Source organism: Jeotgalibacillus soli (assembly GCF_000829435.1).
Lineage (GTDB): Bacteria > Bacillota > Bacilli > Bacillales > Jeotgalibacillaceae > Jeotgalibacillus > Jeotgalibacillus soli.
Window position 1 is genome coordinate 124,938 of sequence record NZ_JXRP01000020.1, and the last position, 23,460, is coordinate 148,397.

Genomic DNA, 23,460 nt, shown 5'->3' on the forward strand with positions numbered 1-23,460 from the left:
TAATGCTCCCATTATAATCGATTATAAATGTACAGGCACTCCTTTAATATATAAATGATTCATTTGTACGAAAAGCAGCCTGTTTTTCATCTGTTTTATCCAGCTAAGAAGATAAAAATAAGATGGATGGAGACAACGGGGAAAAGCATGAAACCGATCGTCCACTTTTTCGCATGAATATAGCCGGTTGATTGAGCATACTTTACACCAATTGAGTGCTTTTCAACAAGTAGCCGCCACATTCGATCGTGCAGCGACATGCATGCAATACATAGCACTGCAGCTATGAGAATCATCAGCCAAGTCGCCGGTACCAGAATCCCCACAGCAATACTAAAGCTTAATAGACGCAGATACTGATAGAAATAGGTTTTGTTTCGCAAATGAGATTTAATAAACAATTCCATATTCCCTGCATAAGGAATATGTAAACGAAAAAATTTTTTTGGATTTCTTGAAAAGCCTTGATCTTTTATTCGTTGTTGTTTGAAAAGGCGTCTCAATTTCTTTTGACATGGAAAATATTAAGCGGATCCATTAAACTTTCCACTCTGCTTCCTTTAATGCATGGTAAGGAAGCCAGACCGGATTTGTCAATGTTCTTTTAAAAACCAAAATGAATATGCTCCAACATCAAAAAGCAATAATGAACACCAGCCACCAGACATAAGCTAAACCCCCAAAAACAGCGATCCATATCATTGCATGCACAAGGAGGGTAGCAGCAGCCATGGTTCCTAATTGAAAACCGCTCTAGCGAATAGTCAGCCAATAATACATCAGTTTGAAACCGCTATGGACTACCGCAAAAACAATCCCTAATGCGATTCATTGTCCAATCGAAGCACTAGCTGTTCTAATTGCATAAGGTAAGAATAAAACCATGATGAAGATGAAATAAAGAATGGAAGCTGCCGTATTGTAAAGTAAGCTAAAGGAAGGAATGCTTTTTAGCCATTCAGGTCGCCTTACTAAAAAAATCCGATCAGCCTCGAATAAATATGTACGCCATTTTCCAATAGAAGATAAAATGAGTATGACCGCCATCGAAACAAGCCACGAAATGCGGTCAAACAATGGCGATGAATTCAACCACAACGACCGGTTAATTAAACCTAAAAAAATGAGTGCCGATATTAACAAATAAACAAAGGTAGTCCAATCGAGAACACTCTTCCAAACCCCAATCTGATAGGACCAATCTTTCTTAAGCCGTGTAATGAAAAGGGATCATCCCACCTATCGATCCTCCTCTGGAATACAGCCATAAGACGTACCATCTTCAACATTGCATTTGTTCATCACTTCTTGAAGTGTACCTTTTACATACAAGGTACCGTTATTCATAACAATAAAACGATCCGCGATTCGCTGCGTGGTGTCCAGTATATGTGTAATCATTAATATACCAGCTCCTCGTTTTCGCTGATCCTTCAAGCAGCCAAGAAGAAGCTGTGTGGCAGAGGGATCCAATCCCATAAACGGTTCATCAATAATCCAAAGCTGTGGACGCGACATCAGTGCAAAAAGGATTATGGATTTTTGCTGCATCCCTTTCGAAAACGAGTTAAGTAAATCATGAATAACCTGGGTTAATCGCACCTTATTTAACCATACAGAAACAAGCGGCTCCCATTCGGTTTCTCTTAGCTCTTCAATTGCTGCTACAAACTGTATATGCTCCCAAAGCGTCAAATCAGCATAAAATGTTGGCCGCTCCGGTAAAAATGAATAACGGATTCCATCCTGAATGAAAGCTGATCCTTCTATAGAAAGGGGGCTAGTTCATTATAGCTTTGATCGTTGTACTTTCCCCCGCTCCATTTGATCCAATCATGGCAACCAATTCTCCTGAACCAACAAAAAATGTATTTTGGTGAATAATCGGTTGGTCCGTTTCATTTCCTGTGTGATTTATATCGACTGTAAGTAAAAAACCTCCTCCTGCACCATTCATTTCTTCATTTATTTAGTTCATTTTACAAAAAAGATTCTATAAAATTTTTATTTTGATAAAAATAGGTTAAATAACTAACTTATATACGATGTTAGCTAAGTGTTTGATCCACCTTCACTTTTATCCATGCTTATATTTGTTAATTATTCGTTAAATGTGTCGTTTTCCTAGAAAAACAGTTAAAATAATTGTACAATGTAATTGTCAGACAATCTATTTGTCGAACTTTATGTAAAGGAGATGTCGTGAGGCAACCAAATGTAAAGGTCGTTGAGCGATACTCAACATACAAGTCCACCGTAGTCTTTGCCCATGGAAAAAAGATGAGGGAGTGGTTTTTTGAAACCAACAACGAACCGAATGCTTACTCGTATCAAATCTGTTTACATGTTCATTAAAGAAAACGGGACAGTAACAACGAAGGATTTGGTTGATGAGTTTGGCATCACACCTCGCACCATTCAAAGAGATTTGAATGTGTTAGCCTATAACGACCTGGTCATCAGTCCAAGTCGCGGCAAATGGACGACGACACAAAAAAAAGTGAAAATATCATAATATTAAGCGTTTGATCCCGCCTTTTCTCAATTAGGCGGGATCCTTTTTGCCAAAATAACGTAAAAAGCGAGAAGCATATGAACATCGTATGCTTCTCGCTTTTTGTCTTATTGAGCTTTCGTTAATGCGGCAAGCTCTTCTTCAGTCAGCTCTCTATATTCGCCAAGAGAAAGAGCTGGATCCAACAAAAGTGAGCCCATGGAAATTCGCTTCAAATAGGTCACTTCTTTCCCTACTGCCTCAAACATACGCTTCACCTGATGAAACTTGCCTTCTGTGATGGTCAATTCAATTTCAGATATTTCATCAGAAGACAAGATCACTAACTCTCCAGGCTTTGTTTCATAACCGTCATCAAGTGTTACACCTTTTTTAAACGCAGCCCGATCTTCGTCGGTAACGACCCCAGAAATTCGCGCAAAATACGTTTTTGGTACATGCTTCTTTGGAGACAAAAGCTCATGCGCAAGCTGGCCATCATTTGTTAACACCAGTAGCCCTTCTGTATCTTTATCCAACCGTCCGACTGGAAAAGGCTTGAATACTTGATAATCAGGCGCCAATAAATCAATTACCGTTTCTAGCAGCCGATCCTCCGTTGCCGAAATAATCCCCTGTGGCTTATTCATCAGTAAATAAATAAAATCCCTGTACTCTACCTTTTCGCCAAGCACAAAAACATCCTCATTCTCAGGGACCACTTGCGTTTTCCCATCCTTAACTGTCGAGCCATTAACCGTAACGGCACCAGACCTCAACAGTTTTTTCATTTCCTTTCGGCTGCCATATCCCATATTCGCTAAAAGTTTATCAAGTCGCATGAACGTACCTCCTTAAGGCTACTAATCTTCAGCAGCCTTCTATTAGATCTATATATAAACAAAAGCCGGTTTTTCAACCGGCTTAGCTCTATTTGTTATTACGATGTGAATCGTTTTCTTAATCGCGTAATCCGATCTCCAAATAGCTTATCCGCAAGTCTCGTTTTTAAACTTAATACAAAGTATACAAATGCACCAATACCGCCGCATACTACAAGAATAATGAAGGATGACAAGCGGGTAGCTGAATCGAGGAATAATGTTAACAGCCAGTATAGAAGCAATACCGGCACGGCCATAATAACATTAAAAATAATCATCAGCATGGTGCGTTTTACAACCACTCTATACTTATAAGCCGCAAAATGGCGGATGACAAGCAAATTGATTACTATTGCCGTGACATAACCAACAGATGTCGCTATTACTGCGCCTTGCACCTCAAATGCGGTGATAAGCGGGATATTAATCGACAGCTTCACTAAAAGACCGACTAAAAGGCTTAATATACTCCAGCGCTGTTCGTTAATTCCCTGCAGCATGGCGGCTGTCACTGTATAAAGAGCAAATAATATAGCAACTGGCGAATACGTTCGGAGCACCTCTGTTCCAAGCTCACTATGACCATAAAAAACGGTGTATGCCGGCTCTGCCAATAAAGACAGACCGATTGCAGCCGGCATCGTAAGGAAAAGCAAAATTTGAAATGTCTGATCAAGCTGGCTATTAAGAGCATTCCAATTTCCTTTTGAAAAAGTATTTGTAATGACAGGGATTAACGTCATGGCAAATGCTGTAGCAAGTGATACAGGTATAATAACGAGTTTATGAGTAGTAAAACCTAAGATCTCCAGCTGAGCATCAGATACAGCTGCTAATCCAATCGATACCATCGCTCTATTAAAGGTCACTGTATCAATTAACTGAAAAAGGGGATTGGATACTCCGACTAAAACAAAAGGAATCGAGTATAGTACAATTTCTTTATACATGTCTTTAATTGAAATTTGTATGTTCCCTCGGCTTTTCTCAAGCATTTTGTCTAAATGAGGTTTTCGCTTGAAATAGTACCATAAAAGCAGAAGTAAACTCGCCACCCCGCCAACGAAGGCGGCAAAGGTTGCAACAGCAATGGCCGTCGTTACGGATCCATTCATAATAAAAAGTACAACATAAACACCAACAAGAAGAAAAGCGATACGGACAATTTGCTCAACCACATTTGAAACCGCCGTTGGTCCCATTGATTGGTGTCCCTGGAAAAACCCCCGAATAATACTCATAAATGGAATAACGATCAGCGCAAAGCTGACTGCCCGAATAATCGTTGTAACTTGTTCAACAGTAACCTTCTGTTCATCTGACGCGATGACCATTCCTGCAAAAATCGGTGCAAAAGCATACATAACGATAAATGCCAGGAATCCTGTCAATGTCATAAGCCACAAACCGGATCGAAACAGCCTTCGCCCGATTTCATATTCTTCTAAAGCGTTATATTTTGCTATAAACTTCGAAACAGCAAGCGGTACACCTGCTGTAGCAATGGATAAAAATATCGTATATGGAAGATATCCATAATTATAAAGAGCCATAGACCCCGGTTCCTCACTTAATAGTGCGGCAAAGGGAATCACATAAAACAATCCTAGAAACTTTGAAATAAATGTTCCAAGCGTTAATATAAACGTTCCTCTAACTAATGTAGATGATGACATAGCTTCTCTTTCACTTCCCAATCCTAGGAAATCTGTCTTTTAGACACTATTGGTAGTGTACTACTCCGTGCAATGAATGACAATTGATTTCATGTGTTATTTCAAGACAAATCATTGAACATCACTTGCCTTAGAGATAAAATAGATAGATGTTTAATTAGTACGAATTCATTTTAAGTTGGTGAAATAATGAAATATGATGTAATTGTAGTGGGCGGCGGACCATCCGGATTAATGGCTGCCATTGCAGCCGGTGAACAGAAAAAACAAGTATTGCTTGTTGATAAAGGAAATAAGCTTGGAAGAAAGCTTGCCATCTCTGGCGGAGGAAGGTGTAATGTAACCAATCGTTTACCTATTGATGAAATTATTAAGCATATCCCGGGAAACGGCCGCTTTTTATATAGCGCTTTTTCCGTTTTCAGCAATGAAGATATCATTCGATTTTTTGAAGATCTGGGCGTTTCCTTAAAAGAAGAGGATCACGGCAGAATGTTTCCGGTTTCTGACAAAGCACAGTCTGTTGTTGATGCATTGCTGCTCAGACTCAGTGAACTGATGGTTGAGATCAGAACAAACGTCACAGTAGCGGAATTATTGGTTAGTGAGGAGCATGTTCAAGGCATCGAACTTGCAGACGGCCAGCAGATCTTTTCGAATGCCGTGGTGCTTGCCGTCGGTGGGAAATCCGTTCCCCAAACAGGTTCAACTGGAGACGGCTACCCTTGGGCTGAAAAGGCCGGTCACACGGTTACCGAGCTGTTCCCTACAGAAGTGCCTTTGCTGTCGAACGAACCGTTTATTAAAAACCGCGAGCTGCAGGGACTTGCTCTTCGAGGTGCGGCTGTGAGTGTGCTAAACAAAAAAGGAAAACCAATTATTACACATGAAATGGATATGCTGTTTACGCATTTTGGACTGTCAGGACCTGCCATTCTTCGATGCAGCCAGTTTGTGGTAAAAGAAATGAAAAAACAAAAATCAAATGAAGTGATGGTCAGAATTGATGCTGTCCCTTCTATCAACCAGGAATCGCTTTTCCAGCAGCTACATGGTGAAGCGAAAAATGATGCGAAAAAAGCCATTAAAAATGTGTGGAAGGGACTCGTTCCCGAACGCTATCTGCATTTCTTGTTTGAACGCGCCGACATCGACCCAGATCAGCAGGCAGGAATAATTGCGGCCGAAAAAATCCGTATGCTCACGCAGCTTTTGAAAGCTTTTGAGCTTCGCATTAACGGAACCCAGTCAATCGAGAAAGCCTTCGTTACAGGCGGGGGGGTTTCCATCAAAGAAATTGACCCAAAAACAATGGAGTCCAAAAAGAGAAAAGGTCTATTTTTCTGCGGCGAGCTATTAGATATTCATGGCTACACAGGAGGATATAATATCACCTCAGCACTTGTTACAGGGAGACTAGCGGGAGTGAACGCGGGATTGCTTTAATCTTAGAAATGAATCACCAACGGGCATGATAAGAATTAGTGGTTCTTTTTTAAAAAGGTCGATTAACAATTAGTTGGAATGTGAGTCAAAACAAATTCCAAAATAAATATGAGGTTATAAAAAGGATCCTTGGCTCAATTAAACCAAGGATCCTTTTTAATTATGCCTTCGGCTGTGTTTCGCCTGTCCATTCAAGCATTCCGCCAGTCATGTTAACTACATTGAAGCCATGATCATGTAGGAACCATCCTACGTTTTCGCTTCGTTTGCTTGAGCGGCAGATTAAAATATATTCCTTATCCTCGTCCAGTTCATCAAGGCGCGTTGGGATTTCACCCATTTTAATATGTGTTGCCTGGGGAATCATACCTTCTGCTACTTCTTCGTCTTCGCGCACGTCGATCAAATGAAGCTCTTCACCCTGTGCTAATTTATTTTTCACTTCTTCAGGTGTAATCGTTTTTAATTCACTCATCTTTATCTTCCTTTCCTTTATGTAGGTGCTTTTATTATAACAAAGAATTCATCAGTTCTAACAGCAAAGGGCTTAGTAAAAATTTTTCCCAAGTGAGAAGCCGCCGAAATAACGTCCTCCGTAATGTTTTAATATCCTTTCAACGAGCTCAACAACGCTAGTCTTCACACCTTTATTGTAAAAAAATCAAATGCTTCTACAAATTCATTTGCTAACTCCGTATCATACTGATTGAACGAACGGACAACCCATTTTGAAGAACCGGTCCAACACTCATTTGTTCTTAAAATAAATTCATAAACAAGCTGCGCAAGCGTATTGGCAGCAAAGATTTCTTCTCCTCTGTTTGTACACCCAATAAAATCATCTAATGCATCCGTAATAAAATATCGTTTTGTACGGATGGTCTCTTCTGACCACTTATCAGGTCCTTTTTTTAAAAGTTCATTCGCCTCTTTTTTGAATGTTTTAAGGATCCCTTTATCCTTAATGTTCAAACCTTCAGCAACCATTCTAGGCATCGAAGGAATGCCTCGTTCACAGTCGCTTTCGAAAAAATCTTCGCAGGAAGAAAGGTTATAGGCAAAAACCTCCATTGACCAGCCATTTTCATAAAAAAATTCCCAAAAAGACGATGGAATGCTTGCATCAAACACGACAATATCAAGGCCAGAGGTAGCCGTTTCCTCTCCTCTTACCGCATTTCCAGCAAAAGCTGCCCCATCGCATTCCAGAAAGTTTTCTTCTATAAACTTTTCCGCCACTTCCTGAGGTAACATTCTCATTTATTCATCGTCCCTGTCATTGTTCGTTTTTAAACAAAGCTATGTTAAAGTCCATTGTTGATGTTTGCACAGCGTTGATTGGAACGGATACGTGACGGGCTGAAGCGAGACTCACCGCCCGCCCCTTGGAAAGCGAACGCCTGTATGCCGCAATCAACAGACACGTTTAACAAAGCCTTAAACAAAAGAGACCTATTCGAACTTGAATAGGTCTCTTTTTACACTCTTTAGTTGGCAACGATATTGACAAGCTTACCTGGAACAGCGATTACTTTGCGTATCGTTTTTCCTTCGATGGATGACTGAACAGATTCATCTTTCATTGCCAATTCTTCCATTTGCTCGCGTGTTGCTTCTTTATCGATCATAACTTTCGCTCTCATTTTGCCGTTTACTTGAATGACAATTTCAACTTCAGCGTCTACTAGCTTGGACTCATCAAAAGCCGGCCACTGTGAATACGTGATAGTGTCTGTTTCACCAAGCTTTTCCCATAGTTCCTCTGCAATATGTGGTGCAAATGGAGCTACTAGCTGTACGAAGCCCTTCGCATATTCAACAGGGATCACATCCGCTTTATTTGCTTCGTTCACAAAGACCATCATTTGAGAAATAGCCGTATTAAAACGAAGTCCTTCAGTATCCTCTGTTACTTTTTTCACCGTTTGATGATAAACCTTTTCCAATCCTTCATTTGGCGCATCCTGAATGCTTGCGGATAGCTTTCCTTCATCCGCTACAAACAGACGCCAAATTCGATCAAGGAAACGGCGTGAACCATCTAGACCATTTGTTGACCAGGCGATTGATGCATCAAGAGGTCCCATAAACATTTCGTAAACGCGAAGCGTATCAGCACCATGGCTTGAAACGATATCATCCGGATTTACAACATTCCCTTTTGACTTACTCATCTTCTCATTGTTTTCACCCAAAATCATTCCTTGGTTGAATAGCTTTTGGAATGGTTCTTTCGTTGGAACTACGTCAATATCATAAAGCACCTTGTGCCAGAATCGTGCGTAAAGAAGGTGTAGCACGGCATGCTCTGCTCCGCCAATATAAATATCAACCGGAAGCCAGTGATTAATTTTTTCTTGAGAAGCTAGAGCTTCGTTGTTATCAGGATCTAGGAAACGAAGATAGTACCAGCAGCTTCCTGCCCACTGCGGCATGGTATTCGTTTCGCGGCGGCCCTTTTTGCCTGTTGCAGGATCAACAACATTTACCCACTCTGCTATGTTGGCAAGTGGAGATTCTCCTGTACCTGAAGGCTTAATCTCATCAGTTATTGGCAGCATTAGTGGAAGCTCACTCTCAGGAACGCCTGTCATCGTGCCATCTTCCCAATGAATAATTGGAATTGGCTCACCCCAATAACGCTGGCGGCTAAACAGCCAGTCACGCAGACGATACGTGATTTTTTTCGTACCAAGCCCTTTTTCTTCAAGCCATTCAATCGCTTTTTGAATCCCATCCACTTTTCCAAGACCGTCAAGGAATCCAGAATTAATATGCTCACCGTCTCCAGTGTATGCTTCTTTTGTGATATCGCCGCCTTTGACAACTTCAATAATTGGCAAATCAAATTTAACCGCAAATTCGTAATCACGTTCATCGTGAGCGGGTACAGCCATAATGGCGCCGCTTCCGTAGCTCATCAATACGTAATCTGCAATCCAGATTGGCATTTTCTCACCATTTACTGGATTGATTGCATGAGCCCCTGTAAAGACGCCTGTTTTATCCTTTGCAAGATCCGTACGTTCAAGATCGCTCTTTGATTTGATTTGGTCAATATACGCAGCAACCTCTTCTTTTTGCTCCGGTGATGTGATGCGGTCAACAAATGGATGTTCTGGTGCAAGGACTGCGTACGTTGCCCCAAATAATGTATCTGGACGAGTCGTGAACACATCAAAGGATTCATCTGTATCCGCAATCTTGAACGTAATTTCTGCCCCTTCGGATTTCCCAACCCAGTTGCGCTGCATATCTTTAATGCTCTCAGGCCAGTCAAGCTCCTCAAGATCATCGATTAAACGTTCAGCATATGCAGTAATTTTCAAAACCCATTGCTTCATTGGACGGCGTTCAACCGGATGCCCTCCACGCTCACTCTTACCGTCGATAACTTCCTCGTTGGCTAGAACAGTGCCAAGTGCCGGGCACCAGTTTACTGCCACTTCGTCCACATATGCCAGACCTTTTTCATAAAGCTTCAAAAAGATCCACTGTGTCCATTTATAATAGCTTGGATCCGTTGTGCTAATTTCGCGATCCCAGTCATAGGAGAAGCCAAGCTCTTGGATTTGGCGGCGGAACGTATCGATGTTCTTTTTAGTAAACTCCGCTGGGTCATTTCCTGTATCAAGTGCATACTGCTCTGCTGGCAAACCGAATGCATCCCAGCCCATCGGATGTAATACATTGTAGCCCTGCATACGCTTATAACGCGCCAATATATCCGTCGCTGTATAGCCTTCTGGGTGTCCCACATGAAGACCTGCTCCAGAAGGATACGGGAACATATCCAATGCATAAAATTTCTGTTTCCCTATTTCATCTTTCGTTTTGAAGGTTTTATTATCAGCCCAATACTGCTGCCATTTTTTCTCGATCTTTTGATGATCAAAGCTCATGAAAATTCCTCCTTAGTTGTCTTCAGTAAGCCTGCGGGTCTGAGCAAGCCGCCTGCGCTTCTTTTCTTTGTCCAGCTCCAGCGGCTAGACCCTCGAGGTCATAAGCCACCATACCCTTATTGGCAAAGAGCACCAACACGTGCATCGCGTCTTATGCTTGTCAGGTCTGAGCAAGCCGCCTGCGCTTCTTTTCTTTGTCCAGCTCCAGCGGCTAGACCCTCGAGGTCATAAGCCGCCATACCCTTATTGGCAAAGAGCACCAACACGTGCATCACGTCTTATGCTTGTCGGGTCTGAGCAAGCCGCCTGCACTTTTCAAATAAAAAAATCCCTCGCCCCTATAATGGGACGAGAGATGATTGATTATCTCCCGCGGTACCACCCAAATTCGTGTACACGCACTCAAAAAAGTTATCATCCTTATCGCGGAAAACGGACAATACTACTTGTTTTTTCGCATTGTCGACTCAGAGGCGAGTTCATGATGATTTCGGCTAACTTTCACCACCCGTTAGCTCTCTACTACTCGAAAGGTCATCTCTACTATTCCTCTTCAACGTCATCTTTATAGAAGTAATTAATATTTTAGACAAAGGCTGGCGCAGTTGCAAGCCTTTTCTATATTTTGATTGGTTCACGTTATTTGTCCAGGTGCCTTGTCTGCTGCCCTTTTTGTAAGATAATCATAAAATACCGTTGTAACCATTCCTATGACAAGCAATGCAATGATAAATATAAATAGTACACTCATACCATAATAGTCTACAAGGACCCCGCCCATAACCGGGCCAATCATCCTTCCTGCTGTACCCGTACTATTCACAACACCTTGATAGAACCCTTCTCTTCCTTTAGGCGCTAATTGATCGGCAATCGTCGGAACAACCGGCCAAATGAGCATTTCACCAATGGTTAAAATAATCATTGCGGCTAAAAACCCCTGAAAAGACCCTGCATAGGCAGCGACAGCAAAGGATCCCATAAAGATGACGAGACCAATCAGCATCTGTTTTTTTAAATTGTTCTCAAAACGCTTTACAATCGGCTTGATTAACGGTTGACCAAGCACAATTAATGCACCATTAATCGTCCACAGCAAGCTGTACTGATTAAGAGTGATATTAATTTGCTGGGTGTAAGCTGAAATCGTCGACATCCATTGAACATATCCTACCCAACAAAGCATATAACCGATACACAAAATGAGCAGTGACACAAAGGCAGATTTATTTTTAATCTGCTTGCTTTCCTGCAGTACGCTTGTCTGTATATTCGGTTGAATAGAAATCCCCCGATACGTGATGAGTGCCAGCAAAAAGAATAAAGCATACATGAGCATATTGGCTAAAAAGATATAGTCAAATGACACCGCAGCCACAACTCCACCTAATGCAGCTCCAACAGCTACTCCAAGGTTTTGCGCCAAATAAACGGCATTGAAGGCTTTACGTCCTCCTTCGGGCCATACAGATCCAGCCATCGCATACATTGATGGGAAAACAATTCCCGAACCAAAGCCAATGATAATCAAAAAGATGACATAATGCGGCCATCCATGCCAGAAATTAAGTCCGATCAGCGCTGAAAGAGAAATCACAATCCCGAGCATAATGGATCGATAACCACCCAGACGATCAAACAGCGTTCCCCCTAATAAATTTCCAACGACACTCGCTCCCGCATTGGCCATCAAGACAAGCCCTGCCACAGATAAAGATTTCCCGAGATGCTCGTGAATATAAATTGTATTTAACGGCCACAAAAATGAAGAAGCCGTGACATTAATCATCATTCCAATTACAAGAACCCACAACGAACGTGGCATATTTACAGCTTCCTTCCTCATAAACTTCCTATTTCGATCAGTTTCTATTTCAAGCACAAAACTATTTTAGTCTTTTCTTGCTGATCGTTCAAGGGAAGGGGATTTATATGCTTATTTTTCAACTATAGGAATGAAGGTCATTGGAATGGAGCGACTATTCATGATAGAATGCGCTATAGAAGCGAGCCATGTTTTTTATCATTATTCTAACCTCAAAAAAACACTGGTATACCGTTCACTTTATACAAGGAGGATTGAATCCTTGACTCAATCAAACCCATTTCCATTTGCAATGGATAACAAGCGATACCATACATGGAATTATCATTTACGAAATCATTTTGGCCATAAAGTGTTTAAAGTAGCACTAGACGGAGGTTTTGACTGTCCGAATCGCGACGGGACAGTTGCACACGGCGGCTGTACGTTTTGCAGCGCTGCCGGCTCCGGTGATTTTTCGGGAAATCGTGTTGATCCGCTTGAAAAACAATTTAATGATATTAAGGAACGAATGCACCGAAAATGGAAAGATGGCAAATATATGGCGTATTTTCAGGCATTTACGAACACGCATGCTCCCGTTGAAGTCCTGCGTGAAAAATATGAAGCCGTACTCAAGCTAGATGATGTGGTCGGTTTATCGATTGCGACCCGTCCGGATTGTTTACCGAATGATGTGGTGGACTACTTAGCAGAACTGAACGAACGTACATATCTATGGGTGGAGCTTGGTCTTCAAACCGTTCATGAGTCTACCGCGACGATGATCAATCGGGCACATGATTTTGAGTGCTATAAAGAGGGAGTTCAAAAGCTTCGCGAACGCGGTATTCGTGTTTGCTCCCACATCATAAACGGCCTTCCAAAGGAAGATTACGGCATGATGATGGAGACAGCGAAAGCCGTTGCAGCCCTGGACGTTCAGGGGATAAAAATCCATTTGCTCCATTTACTTAAAGGAACACCGATGGTTAAGCAATATGAAAAAGGCATGCTCGAATTTTTATCCCAGGACGATTATGTGAAGCTCGTTTGCGACCAGCTTGAAATCCTTCCGCAAGAAATGATTATTCACCGCATTACAGGGGATGGTCCGATCAATTTAATGGTAGGACCGATGTGGAGCGTGAATAAGTGGGAAGTGCTGACAGATATCGACCGCGAGCTGATTCGCCGTGAATCCTATCAAGGAAAGCTATACAACCGTAAAGAGGTGACAACGAATCCATGAAACTAGACCGCATATTGCCCTATGCTCGCAGCCTTCTTGAACGTTCTGTTTCTAAAGGCGATGTAGTTGTAGATGCCACCATTGGAAACGGAAACGATACCTTATTTTTGGCACAGCTTGTTGGCGAACACGGCAGAGTATACGGCTTCGATATTCAGCAGGAAGCGATTGATGAGACAACCTTAAAGCTTGAAGAGCATAACATGCGCAGCCAGGTCACCTTGTTCAAGCAAGGGCACGAAACGCTGTCGCAGGTTATTCCGCCCGTCCATCACGGCTCGATTACTGGCGCCGTTTTTAATCTCGGCTATTTGCCTGGCGGTGATCATACTATTGTAACGCGCCCTCGCACAACCATTGCGGCCATTGAACAGCTTCTTGATTTAATGGCTCCTGGAGGCATGATTATTCTTGTAATCTACCACGGCCACCCGGAAGGCGCGGTCGAAAGAGAATATTTACTTCGTTTTGTCCAAAAAATTGATCAGCAAGAAGCACATGTGCTCCGCTATCAATTTATGAACCAGCAAAATCATCCGCCTTTTATTGTGGCGATTGAGAAAAGATAATGCAAAAAGAAGCTAGCCCAACGATTCGGGACTAGCTTCTTTTTATAGCATGCGCTCGGCAATCCGCTCAATTGATTTTATTTTATCCTGAAAGTCATATGTAATGGCTGTCAGAATGATTTCTTCCGTTTGATATTCCTCGCTAAGACGATGCAGTTCGGCTTCTACATGATCGACATCTCCGACAATCATGCGTTTCCGATTTTCCAATACTCTCGCCCACTCATATTTGCTGTATGGATATGCTGCAGCCTTTTCCGGACTCGGCGTTCCATTTGAAGGCATTCCTTGCTCCATCATGATCATGGAAAGATCAAGACTTGAAGCAATTCTCTCTGCATCCTCCATTGTTTCTCCGCAAATCGTAAACACAGCTAGATTATTTTTCGGTTCACTGTAATAATCAGAAGGCTTAAACTGATCTAGGTACTGCTTCATATATTCTGAACCGACTTCACCATTAATAAAGAGTGCAAAGGTATATGGCAGCCCTTTTTCAGCGGCTAAAGCTGCTGATGATGGACTAGAGCCAAGCATCCAAACATCCGGCACCGTTTTTGTGACGGGAGTTGCCTTTAGTCCTTCATATGGATGATCCTCAGGCAGCCTGTCATGTAAATAGTAAAGCAGTTCATCCACCTGCTCGGGGTAGCGATTTAAATCACGAAACTTCCCTTCACGAAGCGCCAATGAAGCGCGCGGCATCCCGCCAGGTGCCCTGCCAATTCCTAGGTCGATTCTTTTCGGAGTCAGTCCTTCCAAAAGCTTAAAATTTTCCGCAACCTTGTAAGAGCTATAATGAGGCAGCATCACGCCGCCAGAACCAACACGAATCCGCTCTGTTTTCGAGGCTAAATGCGAAATAAGCACTTCAGGCGAAGAGCCTGCCAATGTTGTAGCATCATGATGCTCCGATACCCAAAAACGGTGAAAGCCAAGCTGATCCGCCCGCTGCGCAAGCTTGACGGTTTGACGAAGAGCTTCCTCCGCACTGGTTCCCTCTGAAATTGCCGATTGATCTAATATACTCAAGGTCAATGCCATAATGTTTCCTCCTTTATTACACACACTTATTATTATAGAATTCCTCTAAAAAGTCGAAAAATCCGCTTGCATGCAAGCGGATGGGTTTACATCATTCGCTAAATCCTCCTCCTGGTCGATTAAATAATCCAGCAAAATATGTAAGCCTTGAATATAAAGAAAATAGCCATTTGGATCACAGCCGAAAAGGATGAATCAAAATCAGGACGAAAGGTGTAGGACACAAGACAAAAAATACCAAGTGTTGATCCCGTACATGCCGAGACTTGATACCATGCTATTTGAGGGAAAGTGGCCTTATGAGTCTCAAACCACTGCTTCAGGCGTTCAACCCGCTCTTTTTCATGAACATGCATATGAAATTGCAGACGACAACAATATCGGCAAGCTCAATCAGCTCATTTTTAATGTAAGGATAATTTTGAAGACCTTTGAGCGTTTGCTAACAGGATACAACAAGAGACGCAAGATACCCTCCATCCTCCTGTTCCTTGCTAAGTTTCACTAGTACTTGTTCAGTTATAAAGATCGAATGTTGTTTCTGTAACCTGCTTGACACTAACCATTATCTACAAATGAATGTAGTCTCTCCACATAACAACCAGAATAAATATAGAATACATAGGGGATTATTTTATTCAATCCTCTTCCCAATCAGCATCGAACAAACATTTAATATAATCAATTTACGGCACAGAAAGGTTTTTAATGAAAAGAGCAAGAATGATTAATTACTTTATTGGTTTATACAACCAAGTCCGCATCCTACGAACCTCCAATATGAGCAACACTCGTTTGTTTAAATTTATGCCAAACCCATATAAGTCGGATAACCATTAATATTGTGGCAAAAGCAAGGAGCAAGAAAAAACTATTAAACCCTAATATCACCAAGTGCATTTGTTCTTTTTCCTTAGACAGTATCCAGTCTGTAATTGACCCGCTTACCCACAAGCTCATAAACGTTATCCCTAAAGCCGTTCCAATTATATTTTCCAATTTCATATCATGTGCCGGTCGTGAATAAGAAGCTGTACAGTCTGAAAGAAATACAATATTATAATCAAGCATAAAGCCGTCACGAGCCGTTGACTCTACACATACATTTGTGGCAATACCTGTCATAATCAATGTTTTTACACTCAGAGTTCGCAAAACAGAATCGAGTCTGGTGTTAATAAACGCACTATATCGATGCTTGATAACGATGATATCTTCTTGAGGAATAATTTCATAGAAATCACTTCCCCATGTATCTTTTCTGTATACCCCGTTATGCTCTGTTTTTCGTAAATTCCCACGACCTGCCCAAGCCGCAGAATCCGTCGCTTTTTCGTGGATAGTTTGGATCAGGATAACCGGTACTTGTGATCCCTTGCTTCTGAAATCAATTCGGTTAGATTAGGCATCATTGTTTTAACCATCCCTACATCTGCACCTTGTATCCCCAGCGCCCCTTCTTCAGAACAAAAATCATTCTGTACATCAACCACAATTAATGCTGTACTAGCTGGATCAATCTTATTTATAAATGACATCAAACATCTTCCTCTCTTATCATGATTTGATAGTTAAAGAATCAATAAGTTTATAAGCAAATATCCACTAAATATCGTCATCAAATTTATGATAGAAACAGCATTTTTAGCTATTCAACAAATTGCATATCAACTAACTCTCCATACTCGTATCCCTTCGTAAAAATACCCGTTTTCTCCACAACCTCCATTGTTTTCGCTACCGATTCTTCAGAAATAAAACTATCCTTACTCCATAGTTCATCTTCGTATGCACGATCTAACGCTGCTTGCATGCTTTTTTCATTCGCGGTTGGGAATTCCTTTTCTACGATTTCCATCGCAAGTGCAGGATCCTCATTAATCGAATTTAATCCTTTGATGACTGCATTGACAAAAGCTTGTACAGTTTCAGGGTCTTCTTCGATACTAGATTTTTTAATGCTAACCACTGAGTATGGATAATCCCCTAAGTCTGTAAAGCTATAAAACGGCTCATCCCATATTCCTTTATCCATGCCTTCTTTAATTTGCGGCTCTGCTCCATTGGCAATTTGAGTTTTGTCTATTTCAACTAATGAAGTAACTGCTGCGGGATCTGCAGGTTCTTCAAACATTACATCTTTATCTGGATCTAATCCTACATCTATTAAAAGCCATCTTGTTAATAAATTTAAACTGCCGCCATGGCGTCCAGCTGCAATAGTTTTTCCATCAAAAAACTCGGCAAGTTCTTCTTTATCTGTAGATTCAGGTACCTCTAAATCACTATCGGCCATTAAATATACATTTGCTCGGTTGACAACATTTACGATCGATTGAATAGGATCCGGACTATCAACATTTGCCATCGCATTGGATTCTGGACCACCAATATTCCCCAAGACATCTCCACTTACAACTGATGTTACGTGAGCCCCGCCAGTAGCTGAAATAATCTCAACCTCCAACCCTTCTTCTTCAAAATAGCCTTTATGAATCGCTGCATAAAGAGGAAGATACCCAATAGAGTGCACAGGTTCTGCAGTTGTAAATCGTTTTCAAAGTAATAAATTGAAAATGATCGCCTTTACAGATTCTCATTTTCAAACTGAATCTATTGTTATTTGGCTGAAAGAAAGATATTTATCGCAGCCTGCGCAACTCTTTCTTAAAGGATTTGAAAATAATGAGCTAATGAGTTTCGGAGAAAAGAAAATATAAATACAGAAAGGGCTGTCCTCATAAGTCGACCTAAAGTCGATTTATGAGGACAGCCTCTATTTAAATTAAGCTATGTTAAAGTCCATTGTTGATTTTTGCCCAGCGTTGCTTGTAGCGGAGAGCGAAAGAACCCTATGGGTGAAGCGGGGCAGGTGAGACTCAAGCAGCTGCGTCTGCACCGAGGTGGCTCACCGCCCGCCCCACGAAAAGCGAGCGCCTGCGTTCTGCAATCAACAGACACATTTACACAGCCTTAAATTAAAATCCTTAATGACTCATACCAAACTCCTCTACTTTACTTTTACAAATCGAAAATCACCTTTAAATAACCTTAATGTAAAAAATATATGATTTTTTACACATCATACCCAATATTACGCAAGCAATTCCGAGTAAATGACTCTGTATATTGAAAAATTTCTTCTTTCTCCGGCTCGTTAAAAAGCTCGTGATAACAGTTCGTCCATTCCTTATAATGCATCTCCGTCAAATCAAGACTAAGAAACCATTTTTTAGCCGCAATTGGATCAACCAGTAAATCCTTCCCAGCCTGCATAACTAGTATAGGTATGTCCGGGAAATGTTTATTTTCAAGCGATACTTGTTTCATCGCTGTTTGAAGCTCTCGATACCAGCGTACAGAAACCTTCGATACATAAAGAGAATCTTCCCGGTCCATCTCGATGATTTCCAAATTCCGTGTTGCTTTCTCAATTGGAAAGCCAAATGTAAAGCGATGCTCTGGTGTTACTTTATTTAATCCGGATGATAGCACATGGCTAATCTTTGAAGGTGTATGTTTTAGGGCAAAGGTTGGAGATGATAGAATTAATCCTGCCAATTCCCACTTAATTTGCTGCAGCATACGGACAGCAATTAAGCCGCCCATTCCATGCCCTAATATAAAAACAGGCAAGCTGAATTGGTAAGCAGCCTCAATCCACCTTTTAACCTCTGCTAAATATTGATTAAATGATTCAATATGACCTCTTTCCATGCGCTTTGCCATTCCTTGACCGGGTAAATCGCCCATAATTACGTGGTACCCTTTGGAACGCCACATTTCAATCAGCCACCCATATCGTGCATGATGCTCAAGTTCACCATGAATCATGACGATCACGCCATGGGCGTCACCATCTGTTTCCCATTTCCACATTGAAGTTCCCTCACCTTCCTGCCTAGATGATCCTACATGCTGATGATTCGTTTTATCCAGGTCTTTTTATAGACCACCGAATCCTCCATGCAAGCAAGTGATATGTTAAAATAAACTATATCACAAATCTAACTAAACAGAGGAGTAATAGCATGATTCTACCTTATAAAAATCACATTCCTAAAATTGATGAAAGCGCTTACATCGCTTCTACCGCAACCGTTACAGGAGACGTCACAATCGGCGCGGGATCAAGCGTATGGTTCGGCACCACCATCCGCGGCGATATCTCTCCCACGATCATTGGCAAAAAGGTAAATATCCAAGATCATTCTATTCTTCACCAAAGCCCGAATACACCGTTAATTTTAGAAGATGAGGTATCGGTGGGGCATCAGGTCATATTACATAGCTGCACAGTCAGAAAAAAAGCGCTGATCGGCATGGGTTCCATTATTTTGGATGGTGCTGAAATTGGAGAAGGTGCATTTATTGGAGCAGGAAGCCTTGTCTCTCAAGGCAAAAAAATCCCTCCAAATACATTGGCCTTTGGCCGCCCGGCGAAAGTCATCCGTGAATTGAATCAGGATGATATTGCCAATATGAAGCGGATTAACAGAGAGTATGCGGAGAAGGCTGTGGATTACAAGGAAGCAGAAGAGAAATATAACAAATAGTTTTATAGAAACATACGAAAGAGACAATCGTATTCGGTTCGATTGTCTCTTTCTACTATTTACTGCCAACTGTTTTTGTATGCGGGAACTCCATTTCAATCTTACCATCTTTCAATAAAAGAGCCGCACTAAATTTTTTTCCTTTTTTACTCTTAAATCCTTTAATCATATTCGTTCTCCCTTTTTCACAAAGTCCTTTGATTTGAGCAGGAGAAAGTTTTTTGCTTAATAGGGTTTTCGGGAAGGTTTGTTTACAGCCTTTGGCATATTCTGAGCAGCCGTAAAATTTCCCTCTATCCTTAATGATTCCTTCTTTACAGGAAGGGCACTTTGCCACCTGTTCACCAGTCCTGCTTCTGCCGCCAGCAGGAGATGGCGTGAGAGGTGTTGAGTCAATTTTTACTGGCGCTTGTTGTATCAAATGATGAATAAATTTCTCAATACTGCTTAGGAATTTCTGCTGATCTCCTTGCTGCTTCCCGATTTTCTTCAAATACAGCTCCCATTTTGCCGTCATTTCCGGACTGCTGAGCAGGGTGTTTTCAATAACCGCACAGAGCGTAATGCCTTTTTCTGTTACGGTAACAATGTTTTTATTAATCTCGATGTATTGCTGGTTTTTCAGTGTTTCGATAATGGCAGCACGCGTTGCCTCTGTTCCGATGCCTTCTGTTTCTTTTAAAATGGTCTGGGATTCCTCGTCTTCCACTGCTTTTCCCGCTGTTTTCATCATGTTAATGATATCACCTTCAGTGTACGGCTTTGGAGGCTTTGTTATCCCTTCCTTCGGCGCAGCACTGGCCTCAACTTGCTGACCTTTGGAAACGGCAGGCAGCACCTGATGTTCCGTATCCTTCTCTTTCTTTTCCGGTCCGAATAATTCCTTCCAGCCTCTCTTTAATTCGACATTTCCACTCGCTTTAAAGATCAGGTCGTTTATTGAGACTTCGATTTTTGTTTCTTCATAGTGATAATCATCGTGAAACATGGCGAGCACGCTTCTTAGAACCTCTAAATATACATTTCTTTCTTTTGGTGAAAGAGCGGCTATTTGCTGCTGGGTTAATATTTTTTTCGTTGGAATTAGCGCGTAGTGTTCCTGCACTTTGTCATTTTGAACGTATTTCTTCCTCGGCATATTATATTGATTTTCAAAGCTTGCACCTGCACTTGCCTTCATTTTATCAAGCTGATTTTTTAAATAGCGAAACTCGTTTTCAGTAATGAAATGACTGTCTGTACGAGGATACGAGATGATTTTTTTCTCATAAAGATCCTGAACGGTTTTCAATACGCTTGAGGGACTATATTTATAGAGACGGTTTAGCTTTGTTTGTAAGGAAGACAGGCTGTGCAAATTTGGAGCAGCCGTTTTTTTCTTTTTCTTTTCTGCTTTTGTAATGAGGCTTTCCGTTCTCTCATTCACGTAAACATTGTGCTTGCTAAGTCGATCAAGCGCTTCCTGCTCCGTTTTAAATCGTTTATCATGCTTAGCCTGAAATGACCCTTCAGGCGATTCTACTTTTGCATAGAGGTCAAAATAAGGCTCAGGCTTAAAATGCTCGATCTCATGCTGGCGCTGCCAAATCATGTATAGTGTTGGCGTTTGCACACGCCCAACACTAAACGGACCATCAACGCCCTTTTTTTGAAGCAGGAGTGAATACAGTCTTGAGAGATTCATGCCGATTAACCAGTCACTCATCTGTCTAGTCTGTGCTTCTTTATAAAGAGGAATATAATCATTCCCCTCTCGCAGGGATTCAAAGCCGCTTCGAATGACGTCTGACTCAAGGGAATTAATCCATAATCGTTTTGTCGGCTTTTTGTCTGCTCCCGCGTGCTTTATAATCGAGCGTGCAATATTTTCCCCTTCTCGGTCACTGTCCGTTGCGACTATGATCTGATCTGCCTTTTTTAATAACGTTTTAACCACATTAAACTGCTTTCGTTTATCTGATGGCACTGTAAAACGAAAGGTTTCAGGGAAAATCGGGAGCTCGTTCAGCCTCCACTTCTTCCATTCTGCTTTATAGGCTGCCGGCTCCTCAAGACTGACAAGGTGCCCATAGCCCCATGTTATGATCGCTTGCCCGCCTATAAGAGGATCTTCTATTTCAAAATAACCGTCGCGTTTTATCTTTTTATGGAATGCATCAGCATAGCTTTTTGCCTGGGACGGTTTTTCAGCAATGATCACGGTGTTCATGAAATATCCCCTTCCATCATTATGTAGTAATACTCTGCATCTATTTCTATATTTTATTATAAGGATTTTTAAGGAAATATCGTATTATATGATTAGTATATTACTGTATAAAAAAATACTTCCTTCACTATATAACAAAATGAAAAAAAAACAATGGAGAGGGGATTAAGCATGAAATTCAACATTGGATTCAAAGTATTTTTTTCCATTTTGTTAATCGCATTTCTTGTTTTTTTTAGCTTTATCGGAATCATTTTTACCCTTCTATCGGGACTCACCTTCTATACACCCATCATCATAATTACCGCATTAGGTCCAGTGGTCTTTTTTATCTATTTTTCGTTTCAATTATTAAAAACGAGGGTACTTAAAATCAGCTTTATTACCTTTATTGCCCTTTGTGTCGTTACGGCTTTCGGATTTCAACTAAATCATTCGTATCACCAAAGTATTCCAACAGTTAATGATCACGAAGTGAATTTATATCAGTACCAGCCGTTTTATGCAGAAAGTCTGGCGGTCAGACTAGATGAAGAATCGTCATTATCCTTAGATGAAAACTTACCTGTTATTAATGGCGCCACAGCACTTTATCCACTGTATGCTGCTTTTTTCCCAGGCGACGTGCCTCGAAAAACAGTATGACCCCTATATGAGTGAAGTGATGGCCAATAAAACGGATGAAGCATATCGAAATTTATTAAAGGGAACAGCAGATATTATTTTTACTGCCGGTCCTTCAGAACGACGATTGGAACAGGCGATACATCAGGGAATCGAGCTTGAGCTAACACCCATTGGAAGAGAAGACTTTGTATTTTTTGTAAACAGCAAGAATCCAGTAAAAGGACTGACCATTGAACAAATACAAGGAATTTATTCAGAGGGAAAAAAAGAATTGGAATGAGGTTGGAGGAAACAATGACACTATCCGGGCATTTCAGCGGCCAGCAAATAGCGGAAGCCAAACCGCTCATGAAAATTTAATGGGCGACATTCCATTGATGGAAGCACTAAAAGAGGATGTTATTACGGGGATAGGCGGCATTATTGAAGAAACATCGAGCTACAAAAACGATAATAATGCCATTGGCTATTCTTTCCGTTATTATTCGACTGAAATGGTTCAGTATGGGGATATTTGCTTACTAAAAATTGAAGGGGTTTATCCGGACAAGAAAACGTTCCGCAGTGACCAATACCCTATTTCAGCAGAGTTTTATGCGATTGCAGCCGGGAGCGATAACCCGAATGTTGAGCCATTTATAGAATGGATTTTATCAGAACAGGGACAGGAGCTAGTGGATAAGACAGGGTATGTGCCAATGAATTAAATCGTTTAGGTATGGAATTACCTGAAAAATTTTTATCGAGTATAGATGAGAATCGTCATATTTACTCCTACTATTCAAAAGGGTGAGTATGAAATCCGGATAGGTAACCATGTTGTATGTATAGATACCTATACCAAGTAAAACAATAATCCCTACCGTCACTTTTTGCTTTTTATTGATCCAATTATAACACCAGCCCTCTTTTTCAATTGAAAATTATTTTACTAAGTAATGATCAAGTAAGATTCCAATGATGATCATGCACCCACCAATTCTCCCCTCTCCTATTC

Annotated in this window: 22 protein-coding genes, 3 pseudogenes and 1 other annotated feature; of the genes and pseudogenes, 7 read left to right on the forward strand and 18 right to left on the reverse strand. The window is 41.2% G+C overall.

Translation table 11 applies throughout. The features are described 5' to 3' along the window. Positions 1–95 precede the first annotated feature (95 nt). The 4 genes from KP78_RS17355 to KP78_RS19795 form a co-directional block, all read right to left on the reverse strand. Positions 96–503 (reverse strand): ABC transporter permease, encoded by a 408-nt coding sequence (locus KP78_RS17355; protein ID WP_422723721.1) that lies wholly within the window; start codon positions 501–503, stop codon positions 96–98. A 325-nt stretch (positions 504–828) separates the two neighbouring features. Then, complete coding sequence (locus tag KP78_RS19475) at positions 829–1,221, reverse strand: ABC transporter permease (protein WP_084220142.1); 393 nt, start codon at positions 1,219–1,221, stop codon at positions 829–831. An 18-nt stretch (positions 1,222–1,239) separates the two neighbouring features. After that, positions 1,240–1,695, reverse strand: a complete 456-nt coding sequence (locus tag KP78_RS17360; RefSeq protein WP_157841525.1) for an AAA family ATPase — start codon at positions 1,693–1,695, stop codon at positions 1,240–1,242. A gap of 85 nt (positions 1,696–1,780) precedes the next feature. Beyond that, positions 1,781–1,957, reverse strand: coding sequence for an ATP-binding cassette domain-containing protein (locus KP78_RS19795; protein WP_131272640.1), 177 nt, complete (start codon positions 1,955–1,957; stop codon positions 1,781–1,783). 339 nt (positions 1,958–2,296) lie between these two features. Between KP78_RS19795 and KP78_RS17365 the strand changes: the two genes are divergently transcribed. After that, positions 2,297–2,515, forward strand: a complete 219-nt coding sequence (locus KP78_RS17365) for a DeoR family transcriptional regulator (RefSeq protein WP_041090860.1) — start codon at positions 2,297–2,299, stop codon at positions 2,513–2,515. A gap of 107 nt (positions 2,516–2,622) precedes the next feature. Here the strand turns inward: KP78_RS17365 and KP78_RS17370 are convergent, their stop codons facing one another. Both KP78_RS17370 and KP78_RS17375 read right to left on the reverse strand, forming a co-directional pair. Continuing rightward, the gene (locus tag KP78_RS17370) at positions 2,623–3,336 is read right to left on the reverse strand and encodes a pseudouridine synthase (protein WP_041090862.1); all 714 of its coding nucleotides are present in this window, start codon (positions 3,334–3,336) and stop codon (positions 2,623–2,625) included. 98 nt (positions 3,337–3,434) lie between these two features. Next, positions 3,435–5,054 (reverse strand): putative polysaccharide biosynthesis protein, encoded by a 1,620-nt coding sequence (locus tag KP78_RS17375; RefSeq protein WP_041090863.1) that lies wholly within the window; start codon positions 5,052–5,054, stop codon positions 3,435–3,437. A 189-nt stretch (positions 5,055–5,243) separates the two neighbouring features. Here KP78_RS17375 and KP78_RS17380 point away from each other — a divergent pair, with 189 nt between their 5' ends. After that, entirely contained in the window at positions 5,244–6,500 is a 1,257-nt protein-coding gene (locus tag KP78_RS17380; protein ID WP_041090865.1) for a BaiN/RdsA family NAD(P)/FAD-dependent oxidoreductase, read from the forward strand. A 160-nt stretch (positions 6,501–6,660) separates the two neighbouring features. Here KP78_RS17380 and KP78_RS17385 read toward each other — a convergent pair whose 3' ends face one another. The 5 genes and pseudogenes from KP78_RS17385 to KP78_RS17400 all read right to left on the reverse strand — a co-directional run bounded on the left by KP78_RS17385 (position 6,661) and on the right by KP78_RS17400 (position 12,227). Continuing rightward, positions 6,661–6,975 (reverse strand): rhodanese-like domain-containing protein, encoded by a 315-nt coding sequence (locus KP78_RS17385; protein ID WP_041090867.1) that lies wholly within the window; start codon positions 6,973–6,975, stop codon positions 6,661–6,663. Positions 6,976–7,047: 72 nt separating this feature from the next. Then, positions 7,048–7,754 (reverse strand): annotated as a pseudogene (locus KP78_RS17390) (nucleotidyltransferase domain-containing protein). Between the two features lie 233 nt (positions 7,755–7,987). Then, entirely contained in the window at positions 7,988–10,402 is a 2,415-nt protein-coding gene (gene leuS / locus KP78_RS17395) for a leucine--tRNA ligase (protein ID WP_041090869.1), read from the reverse strand. 116 nt (positions 10,403–10,518) lie between these two features. Beyond that, on the reverse strand, positions 10,519–10,674 hold the full coding sequence (locus tag KP78_RS20185; protein WP_157841526.1) for a hypothetical protein: 156 nt from the start codon (positions 10,672–10,674) through the stop codon (positions 10,519–10,521). A 69-nt stretch (positions 10,675–10,743) separates the two neighbouring features. Further along, positions 10,744–10,968 (reverse strand) — a binding site (T-box leader). A 68-nt stretch (positions 10,969–11,036) separates the two neighbouring features. Further along, the gene (locus KP78_RS17400) at positions 11,037–12,227 is read right to left on the reverse strand and encodes an MDR family MFS transporter (RefSeq protein ID WP_041090871.1); all 1,191 of its coding nucleotides are present in this window, start codon (positions 12,225–12,227) and stop codon (positions 11,037–11,039) included. Positions 12,228–12,489: 262 nt separating this feature from the next. Here KP78_RS17400 and mnmL point away from each other — a divergent pair, with 262 nt between their 5' ends. Together mnmL and mnmM are read left to right on the forward strand one after the other, a co-directional pair. After that, positions 12,490–13,458: a tRNA modification radical SAM protein MnmL/YtqA gene (gene mnmL / locus KP78_RS17405; RefSeq protein ID WP_041090873.1), complete on the forward strand. Its 969-nt coding sequence runs from the start codon at positions 12,490–12,492 to the stop codon at positions 13,456–13,458. Further along, positions 13,455–14,027, forward strand: a complete 573-nt coding sequence (gene mnmM, locus KP78_RS17410; RefSeq protein WP_041090875.1) for a tRNA 5-(aminomethyl)-2-thiouridylate-methyltransferase MnmM — start codon at positions 13,455–13,457, stop codon at positions 14,025–14,027. The genes mnmL and mnmM overlap by 4 nt, the downstream gene beginning before the upstream one ends. 42 nt (positions 14,028–14,069) lie before the next feature. Here mnmM and KP78_RS17415 read toward each other — a convergent pair whose 3' ends face one another. The 6 genes and pseudogenes from KP78_RS17415 to KP78_RS17435 all read right to left on the reverse strand — a co-directional run bounded on the left by KP78_RS17415 (position 14,070) and on the right by KP78_RS17435 (position 18,950). After that, the gene (locus KP78_RS17415) at positions 14,070–15,071 is read right to left on the reverse strand and encodes an LLM class flavin-dependent oxidoreductase (RefSeq protein ID WP_041090877.1); all 1,002 of its coding nucleotides are present in this window, start codon (positions 15,069–15,071) and stop codon (positions 14,070–14,072) included. Between the two features lie 45 nt (positions 15,072–15,116). Then, a pseudogene (locus KP78_RS19655) lies at positions 15,117–15,427 on the reverse strand (DUF2600 family protein). Between the two features lie 409 nt (positions 15,428–15,836). Continuing rightward, entirely contained in the window at positions 15,837–16,463 is a 627-nt protein-coding gene (locus tag KP78_RS19480; RefSeq protein ID WP_106388596.1) for a cysteine hydrolase family protein, read from the reverse strand. Continuing rightward, positions 16,421–16,609, reverse strand: coding sequence for an isochorismatase family protein (locus KP78_RS19660; protein ID WP_052474922.1), 189 nt, complete (start codon positions 16,607–16,609; stop codon positions 16,421–16,423). The genes KP78_RS19480 and KP78_RS19660 overlap by 43 nt, the downstream gene beginning before the upstream one ends. A 110-nt stretch (positions 16,610–16,719) precedes the next feature. Then, positions 16,720–17,604: an ABC transporter substrate-binding protein gene (locus KP78_RS17430; RefSeq protein WP_084220143.1), complete on the reverse strand. Its 885-nt coding sequence runs from the start codon at positions 17,602–17,604 to the stop codon at positions 16,720–16,722. Positions 17,605–18,146: 542 nt separating this feature from the next. Next, a complete protein-coding gene (locus tag KP78_RS17435; protein ID WP_041090881.1) occupies positions 18,147–18,950 on the reverse strand; it encodes an alpha/beta hydrolase in 804 nt (267 codons plus the stop codon). Positions 18,951–19,102: 152 nt separating this feature from the next. On the opposite strand from KP78_RS17435, the gene KP78_RS17440 reads away from it, so the two are divergent. Continuing rightward, the gene (locus KP78_RS17440) at positions 19,103–19,627 is read left to right on the forward strand and encodes a gamma carbonic anhydrase (protein WP_041090883.1); all 525 of its coding nucleotides are present in this window, start codon (positions 19,103–19,105) and stop codon (positions 19,625–19,627) included. 55 nt (positions 19,628–19,682) lie between these two features. On the opposite strand, the gene KP78_RS17445 is transcribed toward KP78_RS17440, so the two are convergent. Beyond that, positions 19,683–21,836 (reverse strand): type IA DNA topoisomerase, encoded by a 2,154-nt coding sequence (locus KP78_RS17445; protein ID WP_041090884.1) that lies wholly within the window; start codon positions 21,834–21,836, stop codon positions 19,683–19,685. Positions 21,837–22,007: 171 nt separating this feature from the next. On the opposite strand from KP78_RS17445, the gene KP78_RS20840 reads away from it, so the two are divergent. Next, complete coding sequence (locus tag KP78_RS20840) at positions 22,008–22,481, forward strand: hypothetical protein (RefSeq protein ID WP_235420977.1); 474 nt, start codon at positions 22,008–22,010, stop codon at positions 22,479–22,481. Between the two features lie 19 nt (positions 22,482–22,500). Beyond that, a pseudogene (locus tag KP78_RS20850) lies at positions 22,501–23,170 on the forward strand (PstS family phosphate ABC transporter substrate-binding protein). The last annotated feature ends 290 nt before the right edge of the window (positions 23,171–23,460 follow it).